General features: G+C 35.6%; 25 protein-coding genes. 11 read left to right on the forward strand and 14 right to left on the reverse strand.

Annotation, left to right across the window (positions count from 1 at the left end; genetic code table 11):
• Window positions 1-5 precede the first annotated feature (5 nt).
• The 3 genes from AAHH40_RS00940 (at window position 6) to AAHH40_RS00950 (ending at window position 1,156) form a co-directional block, all read left to right on the forward strand.
• On the forward strand, window positions 6-155 hold the full coding sequence (locus AAHH40_RS00940; protein WP_342220257.1) for a hypothetical protein: 150 nt from the start codon (window positions 6-8) through the stop codon (window positions 153-155).
• 124 nt (window positions 156-279) lie between these two features.
• Entirely contained in the window at window positions 280-801 is a 522-nt protein-coding gene (locus AAHH40_RS00945) for a winged helix DNA-binding protein (protein ID WP_342220258.1), read from the forward strand.
• A 1-nt stretch (window position 802) separates the two neighbouring features.
• Window positions 803-1,156: a hypothetical protein gene (locus AAHH40_RS00950; protein WP_342220259.1), complete on the forward strand. Its 354-nt coding sequence runs from the start codon at window positions 803-805 to the stop codon at window positions 1,154-1,156.
• Here the strand turns inward: AAHH40_RS00950 and AAHH40_RS00955 are convergent.
• Both AAHH40_RS00955 and AAHH40_RS00960 read right to left on the reverse strand, forming a co-directional pair.
• Window positions 1,153-1,797 (reverse strand): hypothetical protein, encoded by a 645-nt coding sequence (locus tag AAHH40_RS00955; RefSeq protein ID WP_342220260.1) that lies wholly within the window; start codon window positions 1,795-1,797, stop codon window positions 1,153-1,155. The genes AAHH40_RS00950 and AAHH40_RS00955 overlap by 4 nt on opposite strands.
• A 27-nt stretch (window positions 1,798-1,824) precedes the next feature.
• Entirely contained in the window at window positions 1,825-3,021 is a 1,197-nt protein-coding gene (locus AAHH40_RS00960) for a styrene monooxygenase/indole monooxygenase family protein (protein ID WP_342220261.1), read from the reverse strand.
• Between the two features lie 218 nt (window positions 3,022-3,239).
• Here AAHH40_RS00960 and AAHH40_RS00965 point away from each other — a divergent pair, with 218 nt between their 5' ends.
• Together AAHH40_RS00965 and AAHH40_RS00970 are read left to right on the forward strand one after the other, a co-directional pair.
• Entirely contained in the window at window positions 3,240-3,884 is a 645-nt protein-coding gene (locus tag AAHH40_RS00965) for a response regulator (RefSeq protein ID WP_342220262.1), read from the forward strand.
• Between the two features lie 20 nt (window positions 3,885-3,904).
• Complete coding sequence (locus tag AAHH40_RS00970; RefSeq protein WP_342220263.1) at window positions 3,905-4,438, forward strand: GNAT family N-acetyltransferase; 534 nt, start codon at window positions 3,905-3,907, stop codon at window positions 4,436-4,438.
• Between the two features lie 86 nt (window positions 4,439-4,524).
• Here AAHH40_RS00970 and AAHH40_RS00975 read toward each other — a convergent pair whose 3' ends face one another.
• The 9 genes from AAHH40_RS00975 to AAHH40_RS01015 form a co-directional block, all read right to left on the reverse strand.
• On the reverse strand, window positions 4,525-5,067 hold the full coding sequence (locus AAHH40_RS00975) for a winged helix DNA-binding protein (RefSeq protein ID WP_342220264.1): 543 nt from the start codon (window positions 5,065-5,067) through the stop codon (window positions 4,525-4,527).
• A 165-nt stretch (window positions 5,068-5,232) separates the two neighbouring features.
• Window positions 5,233-6,270, reverse strand: a complete 1,038-nt coding sequence (locus AAHH40_RS00980; RefSeq protein WP_342220265.1) for a HAMP domain-containing sensor histidine kinase — start codon at window positions 6,268-6,270, stop codon at window positions 5,233-5,235.
• Window positions 6,267-7,211, reverse strand: coding sequence for a hypothetical protein (locus tag AAHH40_RS00985; RefSeq protein ID WP_342220266.1), 945 nt, complete (start codon window positions 7,209-7,211; stop codon window positions 6,267-6,269). The genes AAHH40_RS00980 and AAHH40_RS00985 overlap by 4 nt, the downstream gene beginning before the upstream one ends.
• Before the next feature lie 34 nt (window positions 7,212-7,245).
• Window positions 7,246-7,983, reverse strand: coding sequence for a hypothetical protein (locus AAHH40_RS00990; protein WP_342220267.1), 738 nt, complete (start codon window positions 7,981-7,983; stop codon window positions 7,246-7,248).
• The gene (locus tag AAHH40_RS00995; RefSeq protein ID WP_342220268.1) at window positions 7,973-8,437 is read right to left on the reverse strand and encodes a hypothetical protein; all 465 of its coding nucleotides are present in this window, start codon (window positions 8,435-8,437) and stop codon (window positions 7,973-7,975) included. The genes AAHH40_RS00990 and AAHH40_RS00995 overlap by 11 nt, the downstream gene beginning before the upstream one ends.
• Window positions 8,438-8,461: 24 nt before the next feature.
• Window positions 8,462-8,899, reverse strand: a complete 438-nt coding sequence (locus tag AAHH40_RS01000; protein WP_342220269.1) for a hypothetical protein — start codon at window positions 8,897-8,899, stop codon at window positions 8,462-8,464.
• Window positions 8,900-9,565: 666 nt separating this feature from the next.
• Window positions 9,566-9,721: a hypothetical protein gene (locus AAHH40_RS01005; RefSeq protein ID WP_342220270.1), complete on the reverse strand. Its 156-nt coding sequence runs from the start codon at window positions 9,719-9,721 to the stop codon at window positions 9,566-9,568.
• A complete protein-coding gene (locus AAHH40_RS01010) occupies window positions 9,714-10,049 on the reverse strand; it encodes a hypothetical protein (protein ID WP_342220271.1) in 336 nt (111 codons plus the stop codon). Before AAHH40_RS01010 ends, AAHH40_RS01005 begins: the two co-directional genes overlap by 8 nt.
• Window positions 10,042-10,386 carry a hypothetical protein gene (locus AAHH40_RS01015; protein ID WP_342220272.1) on the reverse strand — a complete coding sequence of 115 codons (345 nt, stop codon included), beginning with the start codon at window positions 10,384-10,386 and terminating at the stop codon, window positions 10,042-10,044. Before AAHH40_RS01015 ends, AAHH40_RS01010 begins: the two co-directional genes overlap by 8 nt.
• 191 nt (window positions 10,387-10,577) lie before the next feature.
• Between AAHH40_RS01015 and AAHH40_RS01020 the strand changes: the two genes are divergently transcribed.
• From AAHH40_RS01020 to AAHH40_RS01035, 4 genes are all read left to right on the forward strand, one after another.
• Window positions 10,578-10,751, forward strand: a complete 174-nt coding sequence (locus AAHH40_RS01020; protein ID WP_342220273.1) for a hypothetical protein — start codon at window positions 10,578-10,580, stop codon at window positions 10,749-10,751.
• 128 nt (window positions 10,752-10,879) lie between these two features.
• Window positions 10,880-11,872 carry an Rpn family recombination-promoting nuclease/putative transposase gene (locus tag AAHH40_RS01025; RefSeq protein ID WP_342220274.1) on the forward strand — a complete coding sequence of 331 codons (993 nt, stop codon included), beginning with the start codon at window positions 10,880-10,882 and terminating at the stop codon, window positions 11,870-11,872.
• A gap of 69 nt (window positions 11,873-11,941) precedes the next feature.
• Complete coding sequence (locus tag AAHH40_RS01030) at window positions 11,942-12,154, forward strand: hypothetical protein (protein ID WP_143549481.1); 213 nt, start codon at window positions 11,942-11,944, stop codon at window positions 12,152-12,154.
• 12 nt (window positions 12,155-12,166) lie between these two features.
• Complete coding sequence (locus AAHH40_RS01035) at window positions 12,167-12,355, forward strand: hypothetical protein (protein WP_342220275.1); 189 nt, start codon at window positions 12,167-12,169, stop codon at window positions 12,353-12,355.
• 18 nt (window positions 12,356-12,373) lie between these two features.
• Here AAHH40_RS01035 and AAHH40_RS01040 read toward each other — a convergent pair whose 3' ends face one another.
• The 3 genes from AAHH40_RS01040 to AAHH40_RS01050 all read right to left on the reverse strand — a co-directional run bounded on the left by AAHH40_RS01040 (window position 12,374) and on the right by AAHH40_RS01050 (window position 18,317).
• The gene (locus AAHH40_RS01040; protein ID WP_342220276.1) at window positions 12,374-13,783 is read right to left on the reverse strand and encodes a hypothetical protein; all 1,410 of its coding nucleotides are present in this window, start codon (window positions 13,781-13,783) and stop codon (window positions 12,374-12,376) included.
• A 27-nt stretch (window positions 13,784-13,810) separates the two neighbouring features.
• Window positions 13,811-15,853, reverse strand: coding sequence for a hypothetical protein (locus AAHH40_RS01045; RefSeq protein ID WP_342220277.1), 2,043 nt, complete (start codon window positions 15,851-15,853; stop codon window positions 13,811-13,813).
• A 505-nt stretch (window positions 15,854-16,358) separates the two neighbouring features.
• On the reverse strand, window positions 16,359-18,317 hold the full coding sequence (locus AAHH40_RS01050; protein WP_342220278.1) for an ankyrin repeat domain-containing protein: 1,959 nt from the start codon (window positions 18,315-18,317) through the stop codon (window positions 16,359-16,361).
• A gap of 217 nt (window positions 18,318-18,534) precedes the next feature.
• Here AAHH40_RS01050 and AAHH40_RS01055 point away from each other — a divergent pair, with 217 nt between their 5' ends.
• Together AAHH40_RS01055 and ileS are read left to right on the forward strand one after the other, a co-directional pair.
• Window positions 18,535-18,984, forward strand: coding sequence for a pilin (locus AAHH40_RS01055; RefSeq protein ID WP_342220279.1), 450 nt, complete (start codon window positions 18,535-18,537; stop codon window positions 18,982-18,984).
• Window positions 18,985-19,141: 157 nt separating this feature from the next.
• Window positions 19,142-21,985, forward strand: coding sequence for an isoleucine--tRNA ligase (gene ileS, locus AAHH40_RS01060; protein WP_342220280.1), 2,844 nt, complete (start codon window positions 19,142-19,144; stop codon window positions 21,983-21,985).
• Window positions 21,986-22,029: the final 44 nt, after the last annotated feature.

A 22,029-nucleotide genomic window follows, 5' to 3' on the forward strand; every position in this document is an offset into this window, starting at 1 on the left:
TTTTTATGATTAAAAAAATATTACTACTTTTACTCTTCGTAAGCCTAATCGCCTGGATAGCCAGCTGTGCCTGGAGGGCACCGTTACAAGTCAACGTGCCTGTTTCTTGGCATGACTCCCATTTTAAAGCCGAGCAATCGAATACTTCTTCTTAGAATATACAAAACAATTTACGAATAAAGTACTTGTAATTTACATGATGATTTTCTATATTACAGTAGTTAGCTGATTTTTTAAACAATCTGTTTAAATTAGCGCCAATTAATCTGTAATAATTTTATGAATACACTAGTAGATAGGACTTGGCATTTAGCTAAGAATGAAGAAGAAGCTAAATTAACTGATTTTGAATTTCAGCTTTGGCGCGTTTTTTATGGATTTACACGTTGGCAGGAAGGCTGTGAAAGAGTTGCTAATCAAACCGATCTAACTGGAAGTGAGTTATCTCTTCTACACATCATTCGAATGAAAGGTAGATCTAAAACAATCAACGAATTAACGCGTTTATTGAATCGAAACGACACCTTCAATGTGAGTTACAGTATCCAAAAATTGATTAAAAATGGTTTAATCCGAAAGATATTGGATGATAAAAATAACAAGAAGGCTTTTTCCTATGAAATTACTGAAGAAGGTATTAAAAACACCGATGCCTATACTGCGCTTAGACAAAGTATTTTAATTGAGCTTCTTAAGAAGAAAAAAGAATTAAATCTAGAGAAATTTACAGATGTGTTGTCAGAACTTATTGCTATTTATGAAGAAGCCGATCGGACAGTGCTAACTTACTATGGCAAATAACATGATCCAGACCAAAGATAAATATTTTTTATCGATGCAGAAAAAAACCTACGAAATAGCAGCCCGACTACAAATAGCTCGTATCGCACGTGGATATCGTTCTCGATTAGCCTTTGTAAGGCAATTTAATTTTAAATTAGGCACCTATAATGCGCATGAAATAGGCCGGCATAAAATTGGGACAAACTATATTTGCCAATATTGTATCGCACTTAATATTTCTATAACTTGGTTGCTTCTAGGCAGAGGAAATCCCATTGATTATTCACCGCGTAAAGAGCTAGAAAAAGGAATAGAGAAGCATTTTGAATGGCTAACTTACCTCTCTGAAACAGGTAAACTGCTATTTTCTTAATAAGATTCCTGTTGTGTTAGTAAAGCGATTTGGTTACACGCAGTATTAAGAATGGCCCATCCTTGGTACAGTATTGTTTGTAGTCGCTGATATTTTTCAACCGTTAGTTCTTTTAAAAGATCAATCCCCATTTGTTCATGTTGCTCATCTGCATTACGATGAATCTTGAAATATTCAGTTTCTTGATATTGATCCATTACTTGATGAGCCCGCGTGAAAAAAAGTTGAGCGCTAGCTTCTAGCACCAGATGCACTAAAACTGTTTTTTCTTCTTCATCTAAAGTAAACATTTTCCAAGCAAACCAACTGCTTGTTGATTCCAATATAGGATCCCAAACAGAGGGTCTATATTCTCGATCCTGTTTTAAGGAAATATTATGCCCGTACTCTTCAGTTAAATGTAATTGAGCAACTGACAAGAACTTAGCATTATCACAAAAAACATAACGCAACATCACTACTTTTTGAAAATAATCTGAGAAAACTTGGATACAATCTAGCAAGCGTTTTCTCATATTTTTTTCTTTCATATCATCGCTTTTAATAAGTTTCATTAATCGATTATTGCTATATTCATTGACAAAAAATTTATTTTTTTCTAATAAATTATCTAAAGTGGATGAAGTAGTTTTAGTTATCATAGTTTTTATTTTTACCCTTTATTTTTTTTATTTTTGATTTAGATTCATTTCAGTCAAGATTTTTTTTGGCGTATCAAACCCATTTGCTAACCAATTTGCAATGTTAGGTTGATGACTGGCTGCTCTGAGTAAGGATACGAATGACTTAGGAGGTTTCAACATTAAATTAGTCCATTTTGTAGCCCATTGAGCGGATTGTTTCCAGTAGGCTTCAAATGTCTCTTGCATCCATTCTTCATTAAACAATCGATTTTCATGTTCTTTAATTTTATTAAGAAAGAAAGTAGCCGATTGGCAAGCATTATTAGCTCCCTGGCCACCAATGGGATCATTTAATACAATAGAGTCCCCTAGACCTAATACAGGCTTTCCACATGATAAACGGAATGTTGGTTTTTTAACGACTGGGGTATAGCTCCCTTGAAGAGTAGCACGTTCATCAGTCAAACTCACTTTGTGACACAATTCTGCTTCCCAGGGAACAAACTCTTTCAACAATTCGCATGCTTTAGCTAAGCGTTGTTTGGAATTTAAAATATCTTTCCAACAATCAAAAGGGCCTCCTGGTAATCCCTCAAATAACATCATTTCACAAGGACCCGTTATAGTTAAGCCCGGAGTAATGAAGTATTCACCAACTCCAGGAATAACATTAGCCCTAACCCCTTGGCTAGCCGCCCTAGGTTTTACATCTTTGACGTATAAACAACAAAGAACCCGCTGAGCTTTATTGAAGATTGATCGTGTTTCGTCTATTGGAAATAATTGGCTAATTTCACCTTTACCACTAGAAACTATTGTCAAATCTTGTGTTTGAGCAATGCGATTCAAGTCCTTAGCTCCGATTTTTTCAATAATAAGTTTTCCACCTAATCGAACAAATTCTTCCATCCAATGGGAAAATTTAAGTCGCTGATCAATAGCTTGGTAGGATTGAGATGTTCTCCCTTGCCAGTAGAGTGTAATTTCTGGTTTAGTTGCTTTAGATAAGGTATAGGTTACGGTTTTATTTTCGGGGCAGATTTTATCCCAGAAATTAAGCCCTAGCTTACGCTCACATTGCAAAGCAGAATGAAACATACTAGGACTTGATAGAATGTTTCCATTTAATACTTCTTCACCTGTTTGGCGAGCGTAGATTGATACATTATATCCAGATTTCAGAAGTCCTATTCCTAACTGAAGTCCTGCCTGTCCTGCGCCGATAACTGAAATATTTCGCATTAAAATTTGTCTAAATAATAAGTTCTTTTTATTTACTACAGTCTAACAAAATTTTCAGTATTCTAATAATTTACTAGTAAAGTATAGCTAATTTACTACATAAAATTAAGAAAAAGTCCTTATTTTGAAAGTGAAATTTATTGTAATATGTTAGTAAATTACTAGCAGATTACTAAGTAATTTAATAATTAATTACAAAAATAATGGAGATTATTATAATGAAAATGCTTTTATTACCTAATGCTTTCAACCAGCTAAATCACGAACTACGTACATCATTAACCACAATTCTTGGTACAGTTCTGCTGCTGGATAAGGAAGTGCTAATTTCCAATCAAAAGCTTTACTTACAAGATTTAAAAAAATATGTTCAAGATTTACTAAATTTTGTTGATAGATTACCTGGCTTAATCGAAGAGGTTATTTTTGATCAAGGCGCTCCTGACGAACTAAAAACTATATCCACTAATGCCCATACCTTCAAAGTATTATTAGTAGAAGATACTCCGATTATACAAATTGTGCATAAAAGAATGCTAGAAAATTTGGGCTACGAAGTTGAATTAGTCTGCAATGCTGAAAAAGCATTATACAAAATTAATACCACTACTTATGATGTGATATTGATGGATATCGGCTTGCCAGGCATGAGCGGTATTGATGCGGCGACTGAAATTCGACGCCAAGAGCAACATGGTCAAAATGTACCTATCATTGCGTTAACGGCTTATAGTCATAAAAAAATGTATCAAGATTGTGTGAATGCGGGTATTAACGATGTCGTCACCAAACCTATTTCACAGGATAATTTACAAAGCTTAATTGCTTATTATACGAATGAAAAAAATACTGCTTCTATTTAAACTATAAAATAAAAAAAATTATGCTGAATATTGCATTTAGCTTAAACGAAGAAACAATTCACATACGGAAAGCAACTCTTCTAGATACAATGAATATTGCTAAGCTACATCATACTGTATGGAAGTCAACATTAAATGGATTTGTAGACAACGCAATTTTTGAAAAAATAAATCGTTCTTTTTTTGTACATAAGTGGAAAGATTGGTTAGGTAAAAAAAATAAAGTTAGTTTTGTGGCTGAACAAAAAAATTTTTTATTAGGATTTTTCACCCTTGATACGGCCTTAAATAATCATCCCGAAATTCAATTTATATATGTTGTTTATAAATATCAATTTAGTAATTTACAAAAATTACTTTTTGAAGCTGCGTTTAAAAAAGCAGCTAAATTAGGATTTTCAAAAATTTACTTTTGTATTGCTAAGGAAAACAAAAAAGATTTAGTTCTTTATAAATTAATGAAGGGGTATCTTGGCCAAACAGAAAGAGTCAATCAGATATATGGATTTGAATTTAATGAAATATGTTATGAATTTGATCTTAATGCAACCTAAAAGAAAAAAGGCTAATCAAAAAAATATTTCCACATAGTAGTTCTATTGATTTCTTGTGTTTCTTTTGGCATAAAAAACGGAATACTTTATTTTTTGCGTACTTCTGATTTATCTCCCATGTAAGTTAGCACTGTCCGATCGGCTTCTTCATAAATAGCGATAAGTTCTGACAACACATCTGTAAATTTCTCTAGATTTAATTCTTTTTTCTTCTTAAGAAGTTCAATTAAAAGGCTTTGTCTAAGTGCAGTGTAAGCATCGGTGTTTTTAATACCTTCTTCAGTAATTTCATAAGAATAAGCTTTTTTGTTTTTTTTATCGCTCAAAATCTTTCGGATTAAACCATTTTTAATCAATTTTTGGATACTGTAACTCACATTGAAGGTGTCGTTTCGATTCAATAAACGCGTTAATTCGTTGATTGTTTTAGATCTACCTTTCATTCGAATGATGTGTAGAAGAGATAACTCACTTCCAGTTAGATCGGTTTGATTAGCAACTCTTTCACAGCCTTCCTGCCAACGTGTAAATCCATAAAAAACGCGCCAAAGCTGAAATTCAAAATCAGTTAATTTTGCTTCTTCTTCATTTTTGGCTAAATGCCAAGTCTTATCTATTAATGTCTTCATAAAATTACTACAGATTAACTAGCACCAATCTAAATAGTTTATAGTAAATAAAATCAGCTAATTTATGTAATATAGAAAATCATCATGCAAATTACAAGTACTTTATTAGTAATTTGCTTAATAAATTCGACTTAATGAATAATAATTTTTTATGATGCATGTATTTTAACATGCATGGCGCGTTAGTTTTTCCCCGTCCAAAGGAATCTCCACTTGAAATGTGGAGCCCCGTCCCATTTGGCTAGACAATTGTATTTCCCCTTTTAATTTTTCGATATATTGTTTGGCTATATACAGACCCAAACCAGTTCCTCTAAATAAACTATCTTGATAGGAAGCTTTAAGTTTTGTAAATTTCTCAAATATATATTCATATTTATCTTCAGGGATTCCCATTCCTGTATCAATGACTTGAAAGGTCAATAATTTATCTATAACTATGGCAGAGATGCTTACATTTCCTTGCTTAGTAAATTTTATGGCATTACTGACAAGATTAATTAATATTTGCTTTAAACGTAAACGCTGTGAATAGATAAGATGGCGTTCACACAGAACGTTTAGTGTTAAGCCTTTAGTTCGAGCTGCTGCTATATAAAGCTCTTGGATTTCTAATATAAGTTCCTTAATATCAAAATAACTATCGCCATAAGATAAGGTTTCTGAATTCATTATTTCGAAAATATTATTAACTACAGCCATCCATTGTTTTGCGCTTGCTACAACATAACTGAGGTACCTCTTGACTTTTTTATCTTGTGCTTCTTCATATAGCATTTCAGCAAATGCATATATACCGGAAAATGGTGTTCTTAAATCATGAGCCATGTTCATTAAAAAATCTTTTTTCGCCTGTTCTGCTTGTTTCAATACTGTAATATCAATGGATAATCCTGCAAGTCCACGAAAACCCCCTTGTGCACATGGGATCTTTATCGTAAGAAAGTCTTTATTTTGAGCGTTTTCTAAAAAGATTGCACTTTTGTTGGATATCATGACACTGTGACTATGCGCCCATTCCTCCTCACCAAAAATTCGAGCATCCTTTCCTTTAATCTCTTTGAGCTCAGAAACCCCGCTGCATTTCAACATGCGCTCATTAGCCCAGCGGATTTTGCCTGATTGAGTCACAACAAAAAAGTTGACAGGGAAAATTTTATCGATTGCGTCAGCAATATCTTTAATAGTCTCTAGTATCATCATACACTTCTCCTGTGTGTTATTTTGCTTATTCTTTGCGCAGTTTCCTGCTGTATATTCTGGGCATTCACCAAAGCGACTAACTGCTCAACACCTCGAATAAATTGATATTGCTGAGGCAAACTCCAACGCTCTTGCTTTACGGCCCAATTGACATAATTAGAAGCACAATTAGTCGGTAAATCTTCTTTTTTGGTTCTAAAGAAATCGCTATGGGCATTAGCAGGAACTGGTTTTAGCTCCAAACTTTTTGTTTCATAGCGCACATAACGTAAGGATTCATCTTTGAAATAAGTATTCCAAACGTAATTAGCAGGAGGAGTTTTGCCATGAGGGTAGGCCAAAAAATCCGCGCCACAACTAAAAATCTGTTGTAATGCAGCGCATTCTTCAAGAACATAATGAATCGCGACTTGATGAAACTGATTTCGATCAAAATGCTTTTTTCCTTTACAATATTGTAAGATCTTTCTTGTGACATATCCGTCTGCATGTTTATCGATTAAATGCTTGAATTCCCGTTTTTTTTCATAATCAGATTTGATTAATTGAGAAAACTGTTCAAATGAACTCGTATTAATCGTCGTTGGCAGATTTAATAAATCTTTCCAACTGATGATTTCCAGAGGAATTTTTAATTTCGCTAAACTAACATTCTGTTTTTCTAACCATTGTTGATCCATCGCGATTGCTTTCTCTTCAATTTCCTTTTCTTCTAGCGGGTTTTCTAATCCTAAAGAAAAATAATGCCGTTGAAGATGTCCGGTGGTAACAATTATCAGTTTAGATATGGACTTTTCTATAAAGCATCGATCAACTAATTCTAAAAAATCAGTCCATTGAGCCCCTTTTTGCAGAGCGCTATCCAAACTGATGACTGTCATCAAAATTGCTGATTCCTTACCCTTAATCTGTATCGAATCTTTAAAACGTGCTCCTGGCATAAATAGCTCCTTTTATTATTATGTAAATTAAGCGTTATGTGGATAACTGATTCGCTGCGGCTAGTGTTTGGCTAATCACATCAAGCTGTTTGGCACTATCGGTTTTTTGGAAAAAGAGGAAGTGACCATTAACAACTTTATTGACAATAAAGGCTGTTCCTAGGGTTGCTATAAGGATAATTAAGTTTATTAATATTTCTTTAAATCCTCGATGCTGCTCTAATACAGGTCGAGTTTCGTCTATGATTTGTAATGCTCTAGATTGATATTCATCAGGGGTAATTTTTTTCTCCTCAAAATACCAACGATTTAAATTTCTAAAATCCGAAATAAGATATTTTGCTTCCCAAGCAGCTAAATTACAGTTACGACGAAGTAAATCTTCAGATTTTTCAAATAAAACATCCAATTGGATTTCGATGTCGGCGTACGTTAGTAGCGTTGGATTAATCTGAGAGTTATAGTCTGGAAATTTAAATTCCTTTAATCCCTCATTTTTTAAGAAAAATAGCTCGATTTCTTTTAGCTTCTTGACTGAATCAAAATCCTCAACCGATTCAAAATCATAATTTAAATTTATTAATGCAATAATGCCTTTTTTGAGTGCTTCTAAATTACCAATATTTGCATACGGTCCTAATCCATCACCGTTAAACATATAAGGCTGTAAGTCGGTTGCAATTCTTCTTTGTTCTTTTAATTGATTTAAAAGAACTCCCAAAGATTTTTTTACCGCTTCTGTCTTTTCATTATTTAGTGGCTTAACAGGCATTGTTACATTCCTCTGGAGATGAATTTATAGGAGTTTCTAGCGGAGGCATTTTCTGTCCTCCTATGGAATATTCAATTTCTTTTCCTCCTTCCATCAAAAGAATAATTCTTTTGCGCATATTAATTTTTCTAAGCTTAGAGGAATTTTCTTTACTAGAAGTGATAAGGTAAATTAAAGTTTCTTTATTTTTACTGAATTTAGCGTGAATTTTATTTAATATTTCATCTAATTCAAAAAAAATTGAATCAACATCTAGAAAAATTGTAAGATAAGGTACAGAATTTAATTCGTTTTTGAGTAAAGACTTATCTTTTAGAGCATAGACTGGAAATTTATAGCGCCTATATACAAAACGAATGAATCTTTTCCTAAATGCTTTATGAGGAGAAAATACTAATGCTTTTCCAGGTAAATTTTTTTTAAATTTATTTAAGATTTTTTTATTTTTTTCCATGATGACCTCAAGATTTATTTATTTTTATAGAGACTTTGCGGTTATTGGTTTTTTTAGCTTAAATGTTTCTTTACTATATGCAGGAAGATATCCAGCGCACGTTGCTCTATAAAGGGCTTGGTTAGCGTTATTTGAATTGAGTCTTCTAAATACCTCTTTGCGTATTTCTAAAACTCTATTTACAGAAATATTAAGATGGGTGGCCGTTTCACTTACTTCTTCACCACATGATGCTCTATAAAGAATATCTATTTGCCGATTAGTTAATGGATTTTCTAAAAGAATGTATAATCCTAAATAAGTATGATTAAGATATTTTTTACATTCTAATATGTCTTCTTCTGTTGGGTTTTTAACCTCATTATTGAGTAAATTAAAATGCGCTGCGATGGTAAAGTATTTTTCTTCAGTCGATTTAAAATCATGCCGAACTTTTGTTAGAGATTTTCTTTCAATAGCCATGGTCAACCCCTTTTGTTGACAGTGGTGAGCTTTTCTGAAGTAATATTTTTACTTCGGAATCGCGAAGGCATACTTTTAAGTACATCTTTTTTTCACGTAAATTTCTTTCTAGCTTAAAGGGAAAATCAAACGCTTCTAAGTTGGTATATAATGGGTTGGTATATATGATCCCATTGTAAATGGGGGGTAATTTGCGTAGAACACGCAATCGATATAAGCTGGGCGTAGCCATGATGCTCGACTCCTACTAGTTTAGGTTGTTGAGAGTAAGTGGTCAGGCATCGGTAGAGTGTTTCCGCACTCTATCGGTGCCCCCTTAACAGGGTTAAAGACTTATTAGTAATTCTTGCTTTGTTAAATTGTTTTTTTATTTGTCTTTATGCATGAAATAATCCGTAAAGTAGCCCTTCTGAAACAACCAAAATAAAAGCCAAACCAATACCAAACTTGAAAAGGGATTGTTTGACCTTATAAAGACTACTTTCTAGTCGGTCTAGCCTTTGAATTAATCTAAATTCGCTGTCTGATGTGAAGGTCTTAATATAAGTTTTCATATTGTTTATCCTCGTTAGTTAAGTTAAAAGTTGTCATACGTTGGTTTGTCTTTCGGATACTTCTTGATCCGTTAACGGTTTATGTTATCAGCCAACCAATGCAAATATCAGTTTAAATTGTAGCGTTTTGATTGCGTACGGCATGCTCGATCAGGGAATCAAAATCATCCCAAATGGGTATTTTATTTTGCATATAAGGCTTAGCATTACCAGAATAAATGGTTTTGCCAAGTACTTTATGTGGTACTAAATTAGGTAGATTAGCCATGTAGCACCTCCGCATCAGAATATGCTTTGTAGCTCTCATTTAAGAGTTTTATATGATTAGGTAAATAAAAGCTGAACTCTTCTAAGAAGGAAAATTTATTATTATATCTGGGTGGTAATTCTTTAAGCGCACCTTTAAACATAGCTAAAGGAGTGTCGCCTTTATCTAACAGGCTACGGCAATGGCAAGCTTCGGTTTCGATATAAAACAAAGCTTCAGTGAGGTTGTCTTTCAATTTATATAAGTCTTTAACTAAATAATTGATTTGACTTAGATAATCACTGGCATACTTTTTTATATCAGGATATAGACTGATAAGTTTAGGCATGTGCCACCTCCTCTTTAATTGATTCGGTGATCAAATGGTAATTAAGGATAAGACTTTCGTACTGTCGAGTTTCTAAGAATAATTTGAATAAGGTGCGATAAAATTCTTTGAGATGTTTTTCATTCCATTGATAAAATTCTTCTCGATCAGACAGTGGAACATACTTTCTAGGCTGGGTTATTTCTTTATCAAGTTCTAAAACTAATTTGCTGAGCTGTGAAACAAATTGCTGCTCGAGGGATTGAACTTGCTCGCCCATCTGACAAGCGCTAACGTTAAGTTCAGTCAAAGATTGCTCTACGCGAGCGAAATGATCTATTCTAATAGGTGCGGTCATAATCAACTCCATACGTTGGTTGTGTTAAATGTCCTAGGGGCTGCAACCCTTAGGAACGCTCAATATTTATGCATTAAATAAAATCTTTTACTCTCCTCTCTAAATTAAATGTGTATAATATGATATTATAGCTTTAAATTCATTGTGTCAATAGATTCATATTGAACATTTAAATTTTGGAAAAATATTTCATGTCAAAAAATATTTCTAACTCTGCTAGTGAAATGGTTAGACTTTCAATTGTATTACCTGTCCAATTGCGTCAAAAACTTAAAGCTAAATCAGCGCTAGATGGAATTAATATGAAAGATGCTGTTATTAAATTGATAGAAGATTATGTAGAGAAGAAAAGTAAAAAATCTTAATATCAATCTTATAGATTAACAATTTATAGTTTGATTCAATTCATTAATTGATCAGATAACTTAATATCTTTTTAGATATAGAATAGTTAAAATCATACGTCCGGTAATTACGATAAGGAAGAATAACAATGTCTGAAAAGAAACAGCGAGCAAATCACGACTCAGCTTGGAAAGATATTTTAGATGCTTATTTTAAAGAGTTTATGGAGTTTTTCTATCCAGAAATCGCACAGAAAATTGATTGGATAGCTGAATATGAAACACTTGATAAAGAACTTCAGACTATCACAACTGACGCTATGATTGGTAAGCGCTTTGTTGATAAATTATTTAAGGTGAAAACATTACAAGGACAAGAAGAAGTCATATTAATACATGTCGAAATTCAAGGAAAAAAAGAGGATGAATTCTCTTTACGTTTATTCCAGTATTATTATCGACTTTTTGAAAAACGTGGTCATTCTATTTTAACCCTTGCAATCCTCACAGACGGGAATAATAATTGGCATCCTAAAAGTTATCAAAAACAAGTTCTAGACCTTCCTATACTTAGTTTTAATTTTCAAACTAACAAACTACTTGATTATCAAACTAGTAAAAAAGAATTAGAAGAAACAATCAATCCTTTTGGGATCGTAGTTTTGGTGCAATTGGCAGCTATAGAGACTAAAGGAAACCCCCAAAGTCGCTATGAGATGAAGTCTAAAATCACTCGACTTTTATTGAAAAAAGGATATAAAAAAGATTATATACTTAATCTATTCAAGGTAATTGATTGGGGCCTTGTTTTGCCTCCTGACCTAAAAATTCAGTATAATAACGAGATAGAACAGTTAAAAGGGGAAAAAGGTATGAGTTATGTACTAAGTGCCGTCCGTGAAGAGGTCGAGAAAAATCATCAAGCATGGCTCCAACAAGGCCTAGAACAAGGTCTAAAAAAAGGTCTTGAAGAAGGTCGTGAAGAAGGTCGTGAAGAAGGTCGTGAAGAAGGTGAATACCTTAAAGCTACTACTATAGCTAAAAAGCTTATAGCTCAAGGTAGATCAATTCAATACATTCAAGATCTTACCAATTTATCTGAAAATGAAATAATCAACTTAATTGAATTAGAGAAAGCCTAACCTCTAGCGGCCAACGTCGAAAAGGTCATTGAAATCCTTTTAACTATAGAAGATTACCGTGAGGATGTTATGAACGCAGCGCAACAATTAGAACAAAAGGGCCTACAAAAGGGCCTAGAACAGGGTCTGAAAAAAGGTCTTGAAGAAGGCGAGCACCGCAAGGCTATTGCTATTGCAGCTATTGCCAAACAGCTTCTAGCTGAAGGCAGATCACCCGGCGCTGTTCAAAAACTAACCGGCTTACCTGAAAAAGAAGTCATGGATTTAGTTGAGGCACACTAAACCTTACAGATTATGAGTTATGTACTAAGTGCTGTCCGTGAAGAGGTCGAAAAAAATCATCAGGCATGGCTACAGCAAGGCCGTGAAGAAGAGCGGTATGAAATGGCAAAAAACCTTTTATCAGAAGGGTTTCCTGTAGACGTAGTAAAAAAAGTAACAAAATTACCTAATTTGGATTTAACTGAACTCGAGAAAGCTTAACTTTTTAGCTAGGGTGGGTTACGGTCTAGGTGAAAAACTTATGCTCGCTTCTGGATTCTCTTGAGCATTCGGATCCAATTGTTGATTTAGTTGCTTAAGCTGTTCTTCCATCCAGGTAAGCCTTGCTTTTAACTCTGCCTGCTCTTTTTGTATCTTAGCATTCCTTTGTTCAAACCGTGCTAGAAATTCCTCCGATTCTTTTCGAATTCTGTCCAAATCTAATTCCCATTTGGGTATACACTTTTTCAGTGTCTGCAACCCTTGACTGAGATCTTCCAAGGTATTATCGAAAAATTGTTGGAATTTCTTAAATAATTCAGTTTTTATAAGCTTTAAATGTTCATCTCCAAAGGATTGATCCGGATGGAATAACAAAGCACTTTGTCGGAAAAAACCGATTAACCGAGTATGCAAAACTTCCGACCATTGTACTGCCTCCTTAGAGTTGACTCTTTTCCATCTCACGTCATTAACTAATGTTTGGTAGCTTTGTAATTGGGGTTCAATCAATAAACGTAAACTCTGTAAGCTTTGCTCTAAGAGTAATTGCATAGCCTCATAATTTGGGGATTCTTCTTGTAACATCTTTACAATCGTTTGTCGTTTTAAACTAACCCATTCATTAATGGGACTCCTCGAACAATTTAGATCGCTTTCGAAGGAAGGATTTATCGTTCCTTCAGCCATTAGTGCAGGACCCAAATAAACAAGATCCCTATTTGAGTTTTCTTCAATTGGCTGTATGGACTCTTGATTACCATAAGGTTGACACCAGCCCTTTAAATAAGCTCTGAGCATTTTTTCAAGCTCCTGATATTCTTTTTCTAACTTTCTTCTTACTAAATCTTGATTACATTCTGGCGGTAATCCTTTTAAATGTTTTTTCATTAATTTTAAAAAAGAATGCTGTCTTTTATTTTCGTGCTGAATTAATAATGAACTAAAGTTTTTTTGTATCCATTTTTGATTACCGGAATATTTTTCTAATCGCTGCTCCAGCGCTAGATTTTCTCGGTTTAATGCAGCGACTAACAGATTCACTAGTTTTTGCTCTGGTTCATAAACTATTAACCGTTGTTCAACGTCGGGATAGTGTTTACGCACATCTCTGAATGAAAGACACTGCTGATAATAAGACCAAACTACAATCTTGCTCTTAATGGGAGTAAATAAACGCGATAACCACCGACGCCAAAATGGTTTTTCCCAGTAACGAGTGATCTCAACTTGTAGTTCATCAGGAGGTAGCTTAAAGAGTCGTATATTCTTTAAGCTACTATCATCTCGACTCCATAAGGGGGTCTCTTCGGTTAGTTTGGGATGAATGCTTATAAAAGCTCCCCATCTTAGACCCCACCACCAGAACATCCATTCAAAGGGTTTATGAGAGAGTCGCTGTCCAATCGTTTGTAATAACATAGTTGACATTTTCTCCTTCAATTAACCCCCTAAAATTCAGCGCCTAGCAAAAAGGCCTGTGCTGGTTCCTGGTCTTTCTTGATTTTGTGAGGTTGATGTTCTTGAAGTTCCACCAGAGTTTGAAGCCCTTTGTTTCAATAGATTGTTAAGCGTTGCTTCCATCTCAGACTGTTTTGCTCTTAGCTCAGCATTTTCTGTTTCCAACTTAGCTTGTATTTCTTGAGCTTCGACTCGTTCCCTTCCAAGACTGTCATGAAGTTGATTTATCTTCTCATCTTTTTTATCATTAATATCTTTTTTACTCGCCTCTAGTCCTTCATCGAATCGATTAACAATCGCGATTACATTTTCATGTAAATAAGAAGTATTCCAAAAGCCCCTTAACGCTTCCATAGAGTCTGCTTTTATTCTTTGCATGATGATCTGAACTTCACGAAGAGCACCATAGGTAACCTCGTCAGGAGAGGTATTAATAACTTTAAGACTTTCCTTCAGTTCAAGATAGATCTGTGCGCATTCCTTCCCTCTTTGATCGGATGGATTTTGAAGACCTGATAGCTTTCTGCCAAAGCGTAAAGCTTCATTTGCGAGAGACACCAAAAAACTTCGATCATCTTTTTTTACCAGATGAGAACTATATTCATCTAAATGCGTTTTTAATTCTTTAAATATTTGGATTAAATCTGGATAACCCGCTAAATATTCTGAGGCAGTCCTCATCAATCGTTGATCTCGACGGATATATTCAACAACGGGTTCTTTTATATCTCCTTTACTCTGAAGTACTTTGACTAAAAAGGGCTCTCGCTCATAGCGATCTGATTCGAACAAATTGGCTTTAGCGCGTAACAAAATTTCCATCGCCTCTCGATTTTCAGTTTCTAAGGCTTTTTCTAATAAAACATACCCAATCGTTTTCCTTCTATCAGCGACGAGTGCATCAAGGTTTAGTTGGACTAGAGAAGATTCCTTCTTAAGATGTTTTTTATGATCCCGGTAAATACGAGGTAAAACATTTGTATTTTCTATCCAAGATTCTTTTTGGCCGTCCGTAATAGCAAGATGACCTCGATTCGTTAACAAAAAGTCAAATTGCTTTTCTAATAGAACTTGTTTTTTGATTTGATCAATTGGACTTGATTTAAGTTTTTGAAGAGATTCTAAAGCCGTAATGGCCACTTGCAGCAACTTATCTTGCGTTAAATGATTCTCCTTGAATCGTACTAAACCTGTTTTTGATAAACGTTGGTTTAAGGGCTCATAAGCTTTTAGTAAGCTCTTATCAGTTGGTTGCGGCAAAGTAATTTTTATTCGATAATTCTCATCTAATAAGTTTGCTAAGGCAGAGTAAGCGTTAGCGTCGAGGAGACTATTGTCTAAATTCAGCGATTTAAGTTTAAGGTGCACTGCTAAAATCTGACTTAATTCTAGCCAATCTTGTCTATTGGCTTCGCTAATCTGTAGATGCAAAGCTTCTAACTCAGTATTTTGAGTCAAAAAATTAACTAAGCTTGTTCGATATTTAGTAAGTGAGAACGGTTTTATACTTAACTCTTTCAGGGAATCATTTTTTGCGAGTGAGATTAATAAGTCATTATAGAAACTTTGAGTAACTGAATGATTAATCAGTTGATCTTCATAAAAAAAGACACGGTCTAACTTGATTGAATGCCATGTATCGGGCTGGGATAATAAAGCAAGCAAAGCTTCTTTTAATGCCGTTAATTGTGCTTTCAGATTTTCTGCTGAACTCCTAAACTGCCAAGGGGAATTAAATCCATTGACAGAGGCCATTTGTGTGATAGCCACATCTGCAAAACGATCTCTCCAAAGACGAGGAGTATGCTCAACAGCAGCACCGCTTAAAATATGCTCAGGCATTTCTGCTTGAGGTAAAGGGCCAGAAATAAGTTGAACGTTGCTTAAAAGAATTTGATAAAAAGTAATTTCTGGTCTGTCTTCTTTGAGATGGTTGATACGTTTCTCAAGAGGACGGATATTTTCGAGGAAGATTTGAGAATCGGTTAGTACAAAAGAACCATCTCTAGAAAAATTTCTTAATGCATCGGGGAAGGGCATAATTGACTCCTTTTATTGTAGTTGTTCCCTATTATTTTCGTAGCTTTTTTAGTCTAATCTATATTATTTAAATTGACTAGATCCAAAATTATATATTTTGTATATATTTATTTTATTTTATTAATTTGTTTGTAAAATTTTAAAAAAAATCTATGTACCAGAATTGTACCAGGCTGAGATTTAGCAGGTATAAAACACCGTAGTTTTCAATAGGTTATTAAGTTTGCAAAGTATCGCAAGTGTTTGATTATTAATGTTTATTTTCGTTAAATAACGGATTACGAATCAGTTGCTCTACCGACTGAGCTACGTTGGCAATGCGGTTGAAAGAGCCACGAATTGTAGTCAATTTGAGCATTATTAGCAATTTCATCTTTAAGCTATTCATGCTGCGTGTACCAATTTTGTACCAACTACACATTGTCGCTGAATATGGCATTGAGAAAATTTATAAAAAAATTAGCAGATTTTTTCCACAGATAAAGCGGCGTTTAAACAAATTTATTTAGCCATAAAAAGTTTTTTTAAAAAATGGACTTTGCTCATTCGGGATGGGAAGCCTTTGGTTCCCTTTTAAGTTTTTCGTAGCGACCTCGAAAAAATTTGTTCGCATCGTGTGACTAATATCAGGATCCGATTCGTCTTCGGACGTTCGATACACACTGGATCTCGCCGTCGGCGTACTGCTTAATTTAATTAGGGGTTCAAAAAATTCTTTCAGCTGCTTATAAGACTCTGACGCCCCCTGGCTTGCATATAGCAGCCATTCGTAAAAGTGCGGTGTATGCCCTTGATTTGTTTGCGCCCCTGCGTTAATTAACACCATTGCAGTTTCAGGATGACAACAAAACAAAGCGGCATCTAGAGGAGAAAAATTAGGTACTCTACCTCCCGTAGATAGTTTTTTGGCAGATAGTTTTTTGTTTAAAGCGAGAAATTTTTTGCCTAGTCCTTGAGTAATGGCCATTTGATGCAACACTTCAGTCTTTGCGTTATTCGACATCAAGACATCGGCCCCTTTTTTTAGCAATATCTTTATCACGTCTAGATTGCCTTTTTGTGCAGCTATAAGAAGGGGGGTAACACCATCCTTCGTCACGACATTGACATTGGCTCCATTATCGATCAATACCTCTACCGCTTCTAGATGACTATTGTTTGTTTCCAGGTGAAGAGGAGTAGCACCATCTTTCCTGGCGACATTGACATCGGCTCCTTTATCAAGCAATGCCTTTAGCATTTTTAGATCGCCCTTTTCTTCTGCTAGAACATGAAGAGAGGTAGCACCGTTCTCGGTTGCGGCATTTATATCGGCTCCGTTATCGATCAATACCTTTACCACTTTCAGATGATTATTTTTTGTTCCTAGATGAAGAGGGGTAGCACCATCCTTCCTCGCAGCATTGACATCGGCTCCTTTAGCAAGCAATGTCTTCAACATGTCTAGATCGCCTTTTTGTACTGCTAAATGAAGAGGGGTAGCGCCATCATCCCTCGCAGCATTGACATCAGCTCCTTTTTCAAACAATATCTGCACCACTTCTAGATGACCATTTTGTGCTGCTTCATAAAGAGGGGTAACACCATCCTCCGTTGTGGCATTGACATCGGCTCCTTTATCAAGCAATGTTTTTATCATTTCTAGATCGCCGGTTTTTGCTGCTATATAAATCCAACCACCATAGCCAATTATTTTTACCTTTTCTACTGTAACATCATGCATTTGTTTCCAATCAGCATTATCGCGCCATAAGTCACAAACCTTATTAGCCACTGAGAAAGCTTCACCAAGAGAGTAAACTGTAGTTGAGAGAATAAGTACACCGTCAGGAAAAGAAATACGATACGATTCTCTTATCTGTTTGACGACTGACTTCAGGGCTTCTCCATTAAGCACATATCTATTATCATGGCTCTGCAAGTACCAACCAGAATGAACATCATAGGCCAACATAATTGCGTGATTGTAACATCTCAACAACAATGCGCAGTGTGATTCTTCTCCGTCTATCTGCGCTACTGTTACCGCTTGCTGGTAGCTTTGCAAATATTTATTTATTTCTTTATCAGAGTTATATAAACCGGTAAAGGAGTATATTGCACGGATCCCTCCCCGTTTCTGAGTTAAATTACTTTGGATTACGACTGCTATTTCTTCCACATTCGATTGTAAAAGGAACGGTTTGTTAGATGGGAGGAACGCTGGATAGCATTCAGGTGTCTGATACAATGCAATTCCTTGTAAAAAAGCTTGAGTATCCCAATCTGGCGCATCGTGACTTTCGTACCTAATAGGCTGCACTGGCTCCGACTGTATTAAGTTTTCAAATCGTTCTGAATAATGTTGAAACTCCTTAGGGCCTAGTAGGTAAGCCTGAATAGCCATCATAGCAATGCCTTGACACACGCCTTCTTTGTTTACATCAAGACCTATTCTTTTCATACTTTCAATAATGGAACCCACAACATACTCCGAAGTTTGATTAAGCTGTTCTGTCTCAAGTAGAGGAACACTCCCGTTCTTTTTTCTGATTTAAAAGGATCACTAAAGATTTTAGGTTTTTATTTTTGGGCAGATTTATTAACTTACTCCCAATAACATAACCTTCTTATAAGTTGGTACTGGTCTAAACAAGTGCGGCTTGTTAAACTATGTTATCAATTTTATAAGGGTGTGGTTTATGTATTCGACAAAAGGAAAGCAAAGCGGTCTTACTTTATTGGAACTTATGATCGTTATCGCGATTATTGGTATTTTGGCGGCAATAGCCATACCTAGCTATCAAAATTATAGTAATCGCGCTAAATTTGCTGAGGTTATTCAAGCGACTGCACCATTTAAATTGGCGGTTACTACCTGCATGCATGAGCATGATAATTTAGTCGCTTGCGGTACACCAGGTCAAAATGGAATTCCAGATAATTTTAAAGCCGAAAGTCAAACTAAAGGCTATGTAGCAACTGTTGAGGTAGGTAAAAACGCACAGATTATTGCGACATCACAAAGAATTCGTATTAATAAAATTGACCACTTTACCTATATTTTAACCCCTATTTACCAAACAGATGGTCAATTACGCTGGGATGTCAGTGGAACTTGTATACAGCCCGGGCTTTGTAAGGCAGAGTAATTAGAGCTCTATCTGACTTAACGTTAACAGAGTAGGCTACTCAGTCCTAGAGTTTAGTTTCTTTTCGATTTTGACTATATTGTAGGTTCTTCAAGCATGTTATTCTAAGCCTATTCAAATTTAAGACTAAACAGCGCCTCCATTGAGGTTAGATAACATGACTGACTATAAAAATACTTTAAACCTTCCATACACTAAATTTCCCATGAAGGCCAATTTGCCGCAGGCAGAGCCTGCTATTTTAAAGCAATGGAATTCTTTATCGCTTTATAAAAAATTACGCGAAAAAAATCATGGTAAGGCCAAATATATTCTGCATGATGGTCCTCCTTATGCTAATGGCCATATTCATATTGGTCATGCGGTTAATAAAATTTTAAAAGACATTGTTGTAAAAACAAAGACGATGAGTGGCTTTGATGCCCCCTTTGTTCCCGGGTGGGATTGTCATGGATTACCCATCGAGCTAAACGTTGAGAAAAAAGTTGGCCAGGTTGGTAGTAAATTAACAGCTAAAGCTTTTCGGCAGGCTTGTCGTGAATATGCCGGGCAACAAATATCCATCCAGTGTGAGGAATTTAAACGTTTAGGCGTGATCGGTGATTGGGAACATCCTTATCTGACTATGGATTTTCATTTTGAAGCCAATATTATTCGCGCATTAGGTCAAATTATCAGTCGTGGACACCTGCAACAAGGATTTAAACCCGTGCATTGGTGTGTCAATTGTGGCTCTGCTTTGGCAGAGGCAGAAGTTGAATATGCTGACAAAATTTCACCCGCAATTGATGTACGGTTTAGAGTCATTGACGACGCTGATTTTTTAAGCCGAATTCCAAACGAAGCTGGGCATGGACCTATAGTAATCCCCATATGGACCACAACCCCTTGGACGCTCCCTGCTAATGAAGCAGTTGCTTTAAATCCAGATTTTGAATATGTATTGGTGCAAACTGAGACTGAACGTTTATTAATTGCTGAGTCTTTATTAGCAAGCTGTATGCAGCGTTATCAAGTAGCGGATTATAAACATTTGGGTAGTGCGACAGGAAAGGTTTTTGAGGGAGTTATACTACAACATCCTTTTTATCATCGACAAATACCTGTTATTTTAGGTGAGCATGTCACTATAGAGGCCGGTACCGGAGCGGTGCATACTGCGCCCGCGCACGGTATAGAAGATTATAGTATTGCACAACAGTATGGACTGCCATTAATTAATCCAGTTGACGGCAAGGGTTGTTTCTTACCTGGTACAGCGCTATTTGAAGGTGAACATGTATTTAAAGTTAATCCTTTAGTGATCGCTCAGTTAAGAGAATCAAAAAATTTATTGAAAGAAGAAAATATTAAGCATAGTTATCCGCATTGTTGGCGCCATAAAACACCTTTAATCTTTCGCGCGACCCCACAGTGGTTCATTAGCATGGAGCAGCAAGGCCTAAAAGAAGATAGTTTAGCAGCTATCAAGGAAGTAACGTGGATTCCGCAATGGGGAGAAGCGCGTATTGAGTCCATGATTAGCAATCGGCCTGATTGGTGTATTTCTAGGCAACGGAGTTGGGGTGTTCCTATTCCTTTATTTGTACATCGTTTATCCCGTGATTTGCATCCGAATAGCCTTAGCTTGTTAGAGCAGATTGCAAACCGTGTTGAAAAGATCGGGATAGATGCCTGGTATGATTTAAATCCAGAAGAAATATTAGGTAATGAAGCGCAAGAATATGAAAAATTAACCGATTGCCTGGATGTATGGTTTGATTCTGGCGTAAGCCATTATGCGGTTTTAATGAAAAATCCTGCTTTGGCTTGGCCTGCTGATCTTTATTTAGAAGGTTCTGATCAACATCGAGGCTGGTTTCAATCGTCTTTATTAACTTCGGTGGCAATGAATGCTAAAACACCTTACAAATCTGTTTTGACGCATGGGTTTACTGTGGATGAAAAAGGCCACAAAATGTCTAAATCTTTAGGGAATGTGATTGCTCCAGAAAAAGTTATACAAAGTTTAGGAGCGGATATTTTACGTTTATGGATTTCTTCAACAGATTACCGTAAAGAAATAGCTGTTTCGGATGAAATTTTAAAGCGTACCGCGGAAGCTTATCGACGAATCCGTAACACTATTCGATTTTTATTAGCCAATTTACATGATTTTGATCCATCGGATGCTGTGCCAACGAGCGATATGTTGTCTTTAGACATTTGGATTTTAGAACGAGCGAAGTTATTACAGCGTGAGATCATCGATGCTTATGAGAATTTTCAATTTCATAGCATTTATCAGAAATTACAACATTTTTGTATTAGTGATTTAGGTGGATTTTATTTAGATATTATCAAAGATCGTCAATATACTTTACAAAAAAATAGTGTCGCGCGACGTTCTGCGCAGACTGCACTTTTTTATATTGCGGAAGGCATGGTGCGTTGGTTAGCACCCATTTTAAGTTTTACGGCAGAAGAAATTTGGCACTATCTTCCAGGAAAACGTGAAGAAAGCGTATTTTTAAATGAATGGTACTCCCTAGCTTTTTCATTTGCAGAAGATCCATTACAAACAATTTACCAGCAAACTGATCGACAAACTTACTGGAATGAGCTTGTACAAATTCGTAATGAAGTTAACAAAGTTATTGAAAAAGCACGTATCAGCGGTGAATTAGGTTCTTCACTAGAAGCCGAAGTTGAACTTTTTGCTAAAGAAGATTCTCAGCTGTATAAAATACTTTCTGCCTTAAATGATGAGCTTAGATTTGTATTGATAACTTCTGATGCAAGATTGTTGACTAGCGAGCCACCGAAAGAGGCTACATCGTTTACCATCAATGCCGAAACGTTGGGAATAAATGTCATTTCTACGGTAGGGAAAAAAGCAAAATGTGCTCGTTGCTGGCACCGGCGTGCAGACGTAGGAGAAAATCCTGAATATCCAGAGATTTGTCTACGCTGTGTCGAGAATCTTCCCGATGGCAAAGGCGAGCAACGAATCTATGCTTAAAACCCCAAATTTTTTCCAATTTATACTCACAGCAATGGGGTTTT

It is taken from the genome of Rickettsiella endosymbiont of Miltochrista miniata, from assembly GCF_964031245.1.
Taxonomy (GTDB): domain Bacteria; phylum Pseudomonadota; class Gammaproteobacteria; order Diplorickettsiales; family Diplorickettsiaceae; genus Aquirickettsiella.